Origin of the sequence: Bradyrhizobium semiaridum, assembly GCF_020329505.1 — a bacterium.
Taxonomy (GTDB): Bacteria; Pseudomonadota; Alphaproteobacteria; order Rhizobiales; family Xanthobacteraceae; genus Bradyrhizobium; species Bradyrhizobium semiaridum.
The window spans coordinates 21,310-33,330 of sequence record NZ_JAGKJJ010000041.1; the positions used below are offsets into that span (position 1 = coordinate 21,310).

Annotated in this window: 10 protein-coding genes; 7 read left to right on the forward strand and 3 right to left on the reverse strand. The window is 67.1% G+C overall.

The features are described from left to right. Window positions 1-11: 11 nt before the first annotated feature. Window positions 12-1,019, forward strand: coding sequence for an aldo/keto reductase (locus J6500_RS29305; RefSeq protein ID WP_225716181.1), 1,008 nt, complete (start codon window positions 12-14; stop codon window positions 1,017-1,019). A 2-nt stretch (window positions 1,020-1,021) separates the two neighbouring features. Here the strand turns inward: J6500_RS29305 and J6500_RS29310 are convergent, their stop codons facing one another. After that, window positions 1,022-1,822: a HesA/MoeB/ThiF family protein gene (locus J6500_RS29310; protein WP_225716182.1), complete on the reverse strand. Its 801-nt coding sequence runs from the start codon at window positions 1,820-1,822 to the stop codon at window positions 1,022-1,024. 111 nt (window positions 1,823-1,933) lie between these two features. On the opposite strand from J6500_RS29310, the gene J6500_RS29315 reads away from it, so the two are divergent. After that, a complete protein-coding gene (locus tag J6500_RS29315) occupies window positions 1,934-3,292 on the forward strand; it encodes a serine protease (RefSeq protein WP_225716183.1) in 1,359 nt (452 codons plus the stop codon). Between the two features lie 103 nt (window positions 3,293-3,395). Here J6500_RS29315 and ggt read toward each other — a convergent pair whose 3' ends face one another. Both ggt and mutM read right to left on the reverse strand, forming a co-directional pair. Further along, window positions 3,396-5,075, reverse strand: a complete 1,680-nt coding sequence (ggt, locus tag J6500_RS29320; RefSeq protein WP_225716184.1) for a gamma-glutamyltransferase — start codon at window positions 5,073-5,075, stop codon at window positions 3,396-3,398. Window positions 5,076-5,114: 39 nt separating this feature from the next. Further along, a complete protein-coding gene (gene mutM / locus J6500_RS29325; RefSeq protein WP_225716185.1) occupies window positions 5,115-5,996 on the reverse strand; it encodes a bifunctional DNA-formamidopyrimidine glycosylase/DNA-(apurinic or apyrimidinic site) lyase in 882 nt (293 codons plus the stop codon). Between the two features lie 91 nt (window positions 5,997-6,087). Here mutM and ubiE point away from each other — a divergent pair, with 91 nt between their 5' ends. From ubiE to J6500_RS29350, 5 genes are all read left to right on the forward strand, one after another. Beyond that, the gene (gene ubiE, locus J6500_RS29330; protein ID WP_225716193.1) at window positions 6,088-6,849 is read left to right on the forward strand and encodes a bifunctional demethylmenaquinone methyltransferase/2-methoxy-6-polyprenyl-1,4-benzoquinol methylase UbiE; all 762 of its coding nucleotides are present in this window, start codon (window positions 6,088-6,090) and stop codon (window positions 6,847-6,849) included. Beyond that, on the forward strand, window positions 6,846-8,426 hold the full coding sequence (ubiB, locus tag J6500_RS29335) for a 2-polyprenylphenol 6-hydroxylase (RefSeq protein WP_225716186.1): 1,581 nt from the start codon (window positions 6,846-6,848) through the stop codon (window positions 8,424-8,426). Before ubiE ends, ubiB begins: the two co-directional genes overlap by 4 nt. 64 nt (window positions 8,427-8,490) lie before the next feature. Next, window positions 8,491-9,915, forward strand: a complete 1,425-nt coding sequence (coaBC, locus tag J6500_RS29340) for a bifunctional phosphopantothenoylcysteine decarboxylase/phosphopantothenate--cysteine ligase CoaBC (protein ID WP_225716187.1) — start codon at window positions 8,491-8,493, stop codon at window positions 9,913-9,915. Continuing rightward, window positions 9,912-10,370 carry a dUTP diphosphatase gene (gene dut / locus J6500_RS29345; protein ID WP_225716188.1) on the forward strand — a complete coding sequence of 153 codons (459 nt, stop codon included), beginning with the start codon at window positions 9,912-9,914 and terminating at the stop codon, window positions 10,368-10,370. The genes coaBC and dut overlap by 4 nt, the downstream gene beginning before the upstream one ends. A gap of 375 nt (window positions 10,371-10,745) precedes the next feature. Next, on the forward strand, window positions 10,746-12,021 hold a 1,276-nt coding region (locus tag J6500_RS29350), incomplete at its 3' end, for a PAS-domain containing protein (RefSeq protein ID WP_225716189.1).

Consider the following 12,021-nt stretch of genomic DNA (forward strand, 5'->3'; position numbering starts at 1 on the left):
GAAGCACCATCATGGACACACGCAAACTCGGTTCCACCGGTCCCACGGTCTCGCTGATCGGCCTCGGCGCCATGGGCATGTCCGACTTCTACGGTCCCGCCGACCGCAGCGAGAGCATCGCCACCATCCATGCCGCGCTCGATGCCGGCATCACGCTGATCGACACCGGCGATTTCTATGGCATGGGCCACAACGAGATGCTGATCGGCGAGGCGCTCAAGGGCCGCAGCCGCGACACCATCCAGATCAGCGTCAAGTTCGGCGCCTTGCGCGACCGCAATTACGGCTTCCTCGGCTATGACAGCCGGCCGGCCGCGGTGAAGAATTTCGCCGCCTACTCGCTGCAGCGGCTCGGCGTCGACCATATCGACATCTACCGCCCGGCGCGGCTCGATCCCAATGTGCCGATCGAGGACACGGTCGGCGCGATGGCCGACATGATCAAGGCCGGCTGGATCAAGCATATCGGCCTCTCCGAAGTCGGCTCCGACACCATCCGCCGCGCCCATGCGGTGCATCCGATCGCCGATTTGCAGATCGAATACTCGCTGATCTCGCGCGGCATCGAGACCGACATCCTGAAGACCTGCCGCGAGCTCGGCATCGGAATCACCGCCTATGGCGTGCTGGCGCGCGGCCTGATCAGCGGGCACTGGTCGAAGGACCGCGCCAATCCAAAAGACTTCCGCTCGCTCAGCCGGCGCTTCCAGGCCGGCAATATCGATGCCAACCTCGCCCTTGCCGATCGGCTGCGCGTCATCGCAGCGGACGTCGGCGCCTCACCGGCGCAGGTGGCGATCGCCTGGGTCGCCGCCCAGGGCAACGACATCGTGCCGCTGGTCGGCGCACGGCGGCGCGAGCGGCTGACCGAGGCGCTCGGCGCGCTCGATGTGAGGCTGACCGACGCGCATCTCGCCGCGCTGGCCGAAGCGTTTCCGCCCGGCGCCGCCGCGGGCGGACGCTATCCGGAGGAACACCTCCGCCACATGGACAGCGAAAAGCGGGCGAAGGCTTCGTAAAGTCAGAGATGCCCGCTCAGGTCGGTGATGCCGGGCGCATCACCGTTGAGCGGGTTCTGCGGATCGCGCGCGTAGCGCAGCGTCTCGAACCGCATCGCGCGTGCATCCACCATCAGGAGGCGGCCGACCAGGCCCTCGCCGAAGCCGACGATCTCGCGGATCGCCTCCAGCGCCATCATCGATCCCAGCACGCCGGCGAGCGCGCCCATCACACCGGCCTCGGCGCAGGCCGGCACCGTGCCGGGCGGCGGCGCTTCCGGAAACAGACAGCGATAGGTCGGATTGAATTCGCCGGCCGCGTTCTTCTCATGCGCACGGATCGTGGTCAGCGAGCCGTCGAACTGGCCGAGCGCCGCCGTGATCAGCGGCTTGCCGGCGAGGAAGCAGGCATCCGAGACCAGGTAGCGGGTCTCGAAATTATCGGAGCCATCGAGCACGAGATCGTAGTTCGCGATCAGCGCCAGCGCGTTGTTCGCATCGAGCCGCAGGGCATGCGCCTCGAATGTCACATGCGGATTGAGCGCACGGATCTGCGCCGCGGCGCTGTCGACCTTGCGCTTGCCGATATCGGGCGTCGCATGGATGATCTGGCGCTGCAGATTGGACAGCGACACGATATCGTCATCGACCACGCCGAGCCGGCCGACGCCGGCGGCGGCCAGATACATCAGCACCGGCGCGCCGAGACCGCCGGCGCCGATCACCAGCACCGCAGCCTGCTTCAGCGCGTTCTGGCCGGGGCCGCCGACCTCGCGCAGCACGATGTGGCGGGCGTAGCGTTCGAGTTCGTCAGCAGTCAGCATCTTCAATTCCGGCGCGCCAATCCGTGAACCCGGGCGCGATTGGTGTCGACCAAGCAGATGTGCTTCATTGCGTGGACGTCAATGGTTTCAGTCATCTCGAACGGATTTGTCATGAGATCGGTGCTTTCGGCAACATTGATGGTCGCGGCGATGGGTGCTGCGCAGGCCCAGACGACCCCGCCTGCGTCCGGAATCAAGCCAAAGACCGTGACTACCGTGCCGGTCCGCCCTGCGGTGCAGAAGCCGGAAGATACCGCAAATGCGATGACGCAAGCCGAGCGGCTGGCGCTGCAGTCCGACCTCGCCTGGGTCGGCGAATATAACGGCGCGATATCGGGCGATGTCAGCGAGCGCATGGTCAATGCGATCAAGGAATTCCAGAAGAAGCGCGGCGGCAAGCCGACCGGCGTGCTGAACCCGCAGGAGCGCGGCGCGCTCGCCGACACCGCGCGCAAGCGGCAGGACAATGTCGGCTGGAAGATCGTCACCGAGCCCGCCACCGGCGCGCGCGTCGGCATCCCGACCAAGCTGGTGCCGCAGCTCACCAGCGATGCTTCGGGCGCGAAATGGACGTCACCGACCGGAACGGTGCAGGTGCTGCTGACGCGGCGCAAGGAGGCCAACCCGGCGACAGCAAAACTCGCCGAGCAGGAAAAGAAGGAGCCGGCCGGCCGCAGCGTCGACTACACCGTGGTGAAGCCGGACTTCTTCGTGCTGTCGGGCATGCAGGGACAGAAGAAGTTCTACCTCCGCGGCACCTTCAAGGGCGACGAGGTCCGCATCCTCACCATCCTTTACGACCAGGCGGTTCAAAACACCGTCGAGCCGGTGGTGATCGCGATGTCGAGCGCGTTCACCGCATTCCCATCCGGCGTGCTGGCCGGTCCGCCGCCGCGCAAGACCGTCGAGTACGGCACCGGCGTCGTGGTCAGCGATGACGGTGCGATCGTCACCGATCGCGTCGCCACCGAACAGTGCATCGCGCTGACCATTCCGGGCTACGGCAATGCCGACCGCGTCGCCGAGGACAAGGAGCACGATCTCGCGCTGCTGCGCATCTATGGCGCGCGCGGGCTGAAGCCGCTCAACATCGCGGGCAATGCGACGCAGACCGCGCTCGACATCACCGGCATCGCCGATCCGCAGAACCAGGGCGGCAGCGCGGCCGCGAGCAGCGTGAAGGCTTCAGTTGCGCAGCTCGGCGGCGGAGGCGATGCGGCGCTGTCGCCGCCCCCTGCGCTCGGCTTCTCCGGCGCGGCGGCGCTCGACGGCGACGGCAAGTTCGCCGGCATCGCGGTGCTGAGGCCGGTGCTGGTCGCAGGACCCGCGGGTACGACGCCGCCGGCACAGGCCGCGCTGGTGCCGGCAGATACGGTGCGCGAGTTCCTCAAAGCCCACGGCGTCAACGCATCGGGCGGATCGGCCGACGCCAAGGCCGCCGTCGTCCGCGTGATCTGCGTGAGGAAGTGAGAAATCCGTAGCCCGGATGGAGCGAAGCGTAATCCGGGGCTGCTCTAGCGGTGGTACGACCGGCCCCGGATTTCGCTTCGCTTCATCCAGGCTATGAAGCTCGTCACCTCAACGCGAACCTAACGCCCGCGCGCGCGAGACCGCCCGCAATCCCCACCGGCGTGCCGTCGGCGCGCCAGCAGGCGGCGCCGGACATCGTGCCATCTCCATGAAACTGGATCGCATTCATGCCGCCGGCGACTGTCGACACCACCTGCACCTTGTGACCCTTCGCAGCGAGCGCGGCGCGGACGGCTTCCGGCACCGCCTGCTCGACCTCGAGCGCGTTGCCTTCGGTCCAGACCCGCGGCGCTTCGACCGCCTCCTGCAGGCTCATGCCGTGATCGATCAGATTGATCAGCGCCTGCATCGCGCTCGGGAAGATGCGTTTGCCGCCGGGCAGGCCGAGCGCGTAAGTGAGCTTGCCGTCGCGCAGCGCCATCATCGGCGACATCGAGGTGGTGACGCGCTTGCCCGCCGCCAGCGACAGCGCATGCCCCGGCCGCGGATCGAACAGGTTCATGTAGTTGTTCGGCACGGTGCCGAGGCCCGGGATCAGGATCTTTGCGCCGAACAGATTGTTGATGGTCTGCGTGGTCGCGACCACGTTGCCAAACGCATCGGCCGCGGTCATGTGCGTGGTGTGCGCGCTTTCGAGCGGGCTGACGCCGGCGCCCCAGGCCTGCGCACGATCAGGCTGGATCGCGCGGCGGCGTTCCTCGGCATAGGCCTTCGAGGTCAGCCGCTCCACCGGCACGTTGATGTAGGCGGGGTCACCGCTCGCTGCCTCGCGATCGGCGAAGGCGATCTTCAGCACCTCGGCGAGGTAGTGGATCGTCTCTGCTGTGCCGAAGCCGAGGCCGGCGACGTCGTAGCCTTCGAGGATGTTGAGCATCTGCGTGATATGCACGCCGGACGCGGCCGGCGGCGGCGGACCCAAGATCTCCCAGCCGCGGTAATCGGCGCGGACCGGCGCGCGCTCGACGGTCCTGTAGCTGGTGAGGTCCTCGCGCGCGATGAAGCCGCCATTGTTCTTCATGTAGTCGACCAGGATGTCGCCGAGCGGGCCCTCGTAGAGCGCGTTGTCGCCATGCTCGGCGATGTATTTCAGCGTCTCGGCATATTCCGCCTGCACCACGCGCTCGCCCGCCTTCAGCGGCGATCCGTCGGGCAGATAGATCGCCGCGATCGGCTTGTCCTTCAGCATCTCCTCAGCACTGTCGGTGATGCATTCGTTCAGGTAAGGCGTCGCCGCATAGCCGCGCGCCGCGTGCTTGATCGCCGGCTGCATGACGTCGGCGAGGCTCATGGTGCCGAAGCGGCGCAGCGTTTCGCACCAGGCTTTCAGCGAGCCGGGCACGGCAACCGCTTTCGGCCCGTTCAGATTCTCGTTGCCGACGGTGTCGAACACGTCATGCGCCGAGCCCGGCTTCGAGGTGTAGGTATCCGGCTTCACCGCCATCGGCACCGTGCTCTGGCCGTCGATGAAGCGATGGCTGCCATCGGCGAGGCGGATATGCGCCATGCCGCCGCCGATGATGCCGACCATCATCGGCTCGACCACGGTCAGCGTGAACAGCGTCGCGATCGCCGCGTCGATCGCGTTGCCGCCGGCCGCGAGCATCTCGGCGCCCGCGCTTGACGCCAGCGGATGATTGCTCACCACCATGCCGCGGCTGCCGGATGCCGTCTGCTTCTGGCACTCGAAGCTGGTCGCCGCACGATCACGCCAGTTGCCGCCCATGGTTCGATCTCCCTTGTTGTTATTGCTGTTGCAGCGAACCTATTTCTGGCACTTCGGGCACCAGAACGTCGAACGGCCGTTCTGGACAAAGCGCTTGACGATGCCCTCGCAGCCCCTGCTCCGGCAGGTCTCGCCTTCGCGGTCGTAGACCTGGAACGAATGCTGGAAGTAACCGAGATCGCCATTCGTCAATCGGTGATCACTGATCGAGGAGCCGCCGGCCTTGATCGCCTGATTCAGCACCGCATGGATCGCGTCGACCAGCCGTTTGGCGTGGTCGGTCGGCTCCGCCTTCTTGGTTGCGAGCGTCGCGGCCAATCGACGCGGCGAGAGATGCGCGCGAAACAGCGCCTCGCAGACATAGATGTTGCCAAGTCCCGCCACCACGCGCTGATCGAGCAGCGCCGCCTTCAGGCTGGTCTTCTTGTTGTGGCACGAGCGGGCCAGCATCGCGGCGTCGAACTCATTGCCGAGCGGCTCAGGGCCAAGCCCCTTCAGCAGCGGCTCATCCTCGATCGCGTTACGGGCGATGATCTTCATGTAGCCGAAGCGGCGCGGATCGTTGAAGACGACGGCCGCGCCCGACGACATGTGGAACACGACATGGTCATGCGCGCGGTCATCGCTGCGCGGATGATGGAATTGCCCCGGCGTCGCGCCGGCGTCTTCCTTATGCACGCGGAACGAGCCGGACATGCCCAGATGCATCAGCAGCACGTCGCCGGAGGTCAGGTCCGCCATCAGATATTTGGCGCGGCGGCCGAGCCCGGTGACGGTCTGGCCCTCGAGCCGGGCGATAAAGTCTTTTTGAAAGGGAAACCGCAAATCCTTGCGGCGGGCTTCGGCCTTGACGATTTTTGCCCCTTCCATGGCCGGTTGCAGGCCGCGGCGGACGGTCTCGACTTCAGGTAATTCCGGCATGGAGGCATTCACCTTTTGGAAGTGACGTGATAGCGCCATTGCGGCCGCCGCGCTATGGTTTGGCCGGGACTTGTGAGTGAGTTATGAGCTGATGGATCGGCTGGATCAAACCACCCATTTCGGCTTCAGGGACGTCCCCCTGGGCGAGAAGCAGACGCTGGTGAACGATGTGTTTCACAGCGTGGCGTCGCGCTACGACCTGATGAACGACCTGATGTCGGCGGGCCTGCACCGGATCTGGAAGGACATCATGATCACGGCGCTCGATCCGCCGAAGGGCGACCGGCCGTTCGCGCTGCTCGATGTCGCCGGCGGCACCGGCGACATCGCGTTCCGTGCCGCCAAGGCGGCGGGCGGCGGTTTCCGCGCCACGGTCTGCGACATCAACGGCGACATGCTCGCAGTCGGCCGCGAGCGCGCCGCCAGGCAGCATCTCGACGATCGGGTGTCGTTCGTCGAAGGCAACGCCGAGACGCTGGCTTTCGCCGACCGTTCGTTCGACGCCTACACCATCGCATTCGGCATCCGCAACGTGCCGCAGATCGACCTCGCGCTGCGCGAGGCCTATCGCGTGCTGAAGCCCGGCAGCCGCTTCCTGTGCCTGGAGTTCTCCACCGTCGACGTGCCCGGCCTCGACCGGCTGTACGATCTGTTCTCCTTCAAGGTGATCCCGCCGCTCGGCCGCGCCGTCACGGGCGATGCCGAATCCTACCAATACCTCGTCGAGTCGATCCGCAAATTCCCGCGGCCGAGCGCGTTTGCCGAGATGATCGGCGGCGCCGGCTTCGCCCGCGTGAAGTGGCAGAGCCTCTCCGGCGGCATCGTGGCGCTGCATTCGGGCTGGCGTTTGTGATCTCCGCACTCTCCCACATTACGCGCCTCGCCCGCGCCGGTTTCGTGTTTGCGCGCGAGGGTGTGTTCGGCGTGGTCGATCCCTCGCTGGTGCCGCCGCCCGGGCAACTCGCGCTTAAGATCGCGCGGCTGGTCGAGCGGCGCAACGCCAAGTCCGGCGCACGGCTGTCGCGCGCGCTGACGAGGCTCGGGCCCGCTTATCTCAAGCTCGGGCAATTCCTCGCCACCCGCCCCGACGTGGTCGGCGTGGCGATGGCGCGCGACCTCGAAGCGTTGCAAGACCGGCTGCCGCCATTCTCGCAAGCCGAAGCCGAAGCCGTCATCACGCAATCGCTGGAACGGCCGCTGTCGCAGACCTTCGTTCATCTCGGCCCGGCGGTGGCCGCCGCCTCGATCGCGCAGGTGCATCGCGGCGAGGTCGAACGCAACGGCGTCCGGCATCAGGTCGCGGTCAAGGTGCTCCGGCCCAACGTCGCCTCGCGCTTCCGCCGCGACCTCAGCGACTTCTTCTTCGTCGCGCACAATGCCGAGGCGCACTCCGCGGAGGCGCGGCGGCTGCGGCTGATCGAGGTCATCAACACGATGTCGCGCTCGGTCGCGATGGAGATGGACCTGCGGCTGGAGGCAGCCGCGCTCTCCGAGATGGCCGAGAACACGCGCGACGATCCGGATTTCCGCGTGCCGACCGTGGACTGGGACCGCACTACCCACAACGTGCTGACGATGGAGTGGATCGACGGCATCGCGCTGAACGACCATGCGCGTCTCGCCGAGGCCAGGGTCGACCTGCCCGATCTCGGCCGCAAGGTGATCCAGAGTTTTCTGCGCCACGCGCTGCGCGACGGCTTCTTTCACGCCGACATGCATCCGGGCAATCTGTTCCTCGACGAGGCTGGCCGCCTCGTCGCGGTGGATTTCGGCATCATGGGCCGGCTCGGCGCCAAGGAACGGCGCTTTCTCGCGGAAATCCTGCTCGGCTTCATCACCCGCGATTATCGCCGCGTCGCCGAGGTGCATTTCGAGGCCGGCTACGTGCCGGGCCATCACTCGGTGGAGAATTTCGCGCAAGCCATCCGTGCCATCGGCGAGCCGATCCACAATCGCACCGCCGAGGAAATCTCGATGGCCAAGCTGCTCACTCTTCTGCTCGAGGTCACCGGCCTGTTCGACATGCAGACGCGGCCCGAGCTGATCCTGTTGCAGAAGACCATGGTGGTGGTCGAGGGCGTGGCGCGCGGCTTCGACCCCAAGCTCGACATCTGGAAGATCGCCGATCCCGTGGTGCGCGAATGGATCGCGCAGAATCTCGGCCCGCTCGGCCGCATCCAGGGCGCCATGGCGGGCGCGGGCGAGCTCGGCCGCGTGGCAGCTGGCCTGCCGGCGATCGCCTCGCGCGCGGTCGCGGTGCTGGAGAATCTGGAGCGGATGAGCCGCGAGGGCATTACGCTGTCACCGGAAACCATTGCCGCGCTCGGCCGCAGCGAGGGCCGCAAGAACCGCTGGCGCACGGTGGCGCTGTGGATCATCGCCGCCACCTTCATCGGGATCCTGTTCGCGATCCGGCATCTGCAAATCTGATTGCAATGCATGCACAACGTGCTAGCGTTGCTGTCACTTTTGAGCATCATCCGGAGGCCATGCCATGGCCAGCCTGACCATCCGCAAACTCGACGACGAGCTGAAGGCCTATCTGCGGCTGCGCTCCGCCAGGAATGGGCGCTCGGTCGAGGAGGAGGTCCGGGTCATCCTCCGCGAGCTTGCAGAGGGCCGCGCGGAGCCCGCTGATGGCCTTCCGGCCAACCCGGCCACAAGTACCGCTCCTGCGCCGCGGCCCGCCAGCGCGGCCGGAGAACCCCGCGTCACCCTGATCATCGGCGGCGGCATCGCCGCCTACAAGGCGCTGGACCTGATCCGGCGGCTCAAGGAGCGGCGCATCGAGGTCCGCTGCGTGCTGACCAAGGCGGCCCAGCAATTCGTCACGCCGCTCGCCGCCAGCGCACTGTCGCATGAGCGGGCCTATACCGATTTGTTCGACGCCGAGAGCGAGTTCGATGCCGGCCATATCCGGCTGGCGCGGGAGTGCGACCTGATCGTGGTGGCGCCGGCGACCGCCGACCTGATGGCCAAGATGGCGCAGGGCCATGCCAACGATCTCGCCACCGCGATCCTGCTCGCCGCCAACCGGCCGATCCTGCTGGCACCGGCGATGAACCCGCTGATGTGGAACAACCCGGCGACCCGCCGCAATGTGCTGCAGCTGCGCCGCGACGGCGTCCATACCGTCGGCCCCAATGCCGGCGAGATGGCGGAGGCCGGCGAGGCCGGCGTCGGACGGATGGCCGAGCCGACCGAGATCGCGGCTGCCGCCGACCGCATGCTGCGGCCGCCCAAGCCGCACCCGCTCGCGGGCAAGCGCGTGCTGGTCACCGCCGGCCCGACCCATGAGGCGATCGATCCGGTGCGCTACATTGCCAACCGCTCCTCCGGCAAACAGGGTTTCGCCATTGCCGCCGCTGCGCAAGCGGCCGGCGCCGACGTCGTGCTGGTGTCAGGCCCCGTCGAGCTCGACGATCCGGCCGGCATCGCGGTAATGCGCGTGGAATCCGCGCGCGACATGCTGCACCGGGTCGAGGCGGCGCTGCCGGTCGATGTCGCGATCTTCGCCGCCGCGGTCGCCGACTGGCGCGTCGCCAGCGAAGGCAGCCAGAAGCTGAAGAAGACCGCGGCCGGCATGCCGCCGCTGCAACTGGTGGAAAATCCCGACATCCTCGCCACCATCTCGAAGCTGAAGGAGAAGCGGCCGCCGCTGGTGATCGGCTTCGCCGCCGAGACCGAGCACCTGATCGAGAACGCCAAGGCGAAGTTCGCGCGCAAGGGCTGCGACTGGATCGTCGCCAACGACGTCTCGCCGGCATCGGGCGTGATGGGCGGCGACCGCAATACGGTTCACCTGCTCGCGCGCGAGGGCAAGGAGGTCACCGTCGACTCTTGGCCGGTCATGACCAAGGAAGAGGTCGCGGCCGCGCTGGTGTCAAAGATCGCAAGAAGCGTGGGAACCGGATCGTGAGCGCCATTGTCAAGGTCGAAGTCCACCAGCTGCCGCACGGCGACGATCTCTTGCTGCCAGCCTATCAGACCACGGATGCGGCCGGGCTCGACCTGCTCGCCGCGGTGCCGCAGTCGGCGCCGCTGATGTTGCTGCCGGGACGCTACGAGATGGTTCCGACCGGGCTGACCATCGCGCTGCCGCCGGGCTATGAGGCGCAGGTGCGGCCGCGCTCCGGGCTGGCCGCCAAGCACGGCATCACCGTGCTGAATGCGCCCGGCACGATCGACGCCGACTATCGCGGCGAGATCAATGTGCTGTTGATCAATCACGGCCAGGCCGCGTTCCAGATCCGGCGCGGCGAGCGCATCGCGCAGCTGGTGATCGCGCCGGTCACCCGCGCCGAGCTGGTTCCGGTCGACGTGCTGCCCACGACCGCGCGCGGCAGCGGTGGCTTCGGCTCTACCGGGCGCTAAAGCGCGATGGGATTGGGTTGAATCGCCATCGCGCTTTAGCTCTTTTGCGCATGATCTTTTCGGAAAACCGCTTCGCACTTTTCCGGATCATGCGTTAGGCGCCTTCTGGACGAATACGGAGTCAATTCGCGTCAAATTTTTGCGCCGCCGGTGCGCATTTTTTCACAGCCGATTCTGCGTTCACGGTCTGGACTCTTACTCGGCGAGTCCCCTTGGGACTATTCTGGATTGATTCGAGCACGACGGGGGGTCTTCGTCGGGCTGTTTGGGTCCTGCCTGGGCACGATCCCCGCGCAAGCGCTACGCGTTAGTCGTGAGGGAATTCCGGTCTTTTTCCGGATCGTGAGCCAGGGAGTTGTGCGTCTGGGGCAACATATGTCGGGCGTAGTCGCGGCGATGCGTCGAACCCTGCTGTCATGCACCTCACTGGCGCGCGACGGCATGATTGGACTCGCCACCGCCGCATTGCTGCCGGCCACGTCGGCCTTCGCCGCCGACGACATCGCGCAGGGGTTCCTGACCCAGGCGATGTCGGACTATTTCGGCCTCAACCATCAGGAGGTCGCGGTGCTCGCGACGTCGTTCGCGCTGGTCGGCTTCTCCGCCGTCGCCGCGATCCTTCTGATGCGCACTCGCCTGCGCGCGACCCGCAGCGAGGAGCGGCTGCGCGCCGAGATCTCGGACCTGCAGGCGCAGACCGACCGGCTGCGCGCGCTGCTGTTCGTCGAACCGCAGGTGCTGATCTCCTGGGCCGCCGGCGACAACCGCCCGCAGATCTCGGGCGACGTCTCGCTGGTGATGTCGCAGGAGACGTCGCCGCAGCGCATCCTCGCCTTCGGGACCTGGCTGCCGCCGGAGCCGGCCCTGCAGATGGACCACGCCGTCGACGCGCTGCGCGACAAGGGCGAAGCCTTCCTGCTCAACCTCTCGACCTCGGCCGGGCGCGCCATCGAGGCGATGGGGCGCGCCATCGGCGGACAGGCCATTGTGCGGATCCGAGAGCTCGGCGGCTTGCGCCGCGAGCTCGCCGAATCCAACCTGCGCTACAAGACGCTGCAGGAAGAAACCGAGCTGCTGCGCGACTTCGCGGCCGCCGCGCCCTGGCCGATCTGGGCCAAGAGCCTCGAGGGCCAGCTGCGTTATGCCAACGCGGCCTATGTCCGCGCCACCGAGGGCAAGAGCGTCACCGACGCGCTGCAGCGCAATCTCGAACTGCTCGAAAGCGAGCAGCGCACCGAAATGGCGCGCGCGCTCAACGACAACGCCAGTTATGCGGCCCGCCTGCCGATCGTCGTCAAGGGCGAGCGGCGGATCTACGACGTGCAGGCGCTCAAGCTCGGCGGCGGCAGCGCCGGCATCGCGATCGACGCCAGCGAAGCGGCGGCGCTGCGCTCTGCGATCGTGCGGATGGTCGAGGCGCACCGGCGCACGCTCGACCAGCTGTCGTCAGGCGTCGCCGTGTTCGATGCCGACCGGCGGCTCACCTTCTACAACGAATCCTACCGGCGGCTGTGGGGGCTCGACCAGGCCTTCCTTGACAGCAACCCCGACGATTCCAGCATCCTCGACCGGCTGCGCGCCAACCGCAAACTGCCGGAGCAGCCGGACTTCCGCGCCTGGAAGGCCAAGCTGCACGAAGCCTATCGCGCGG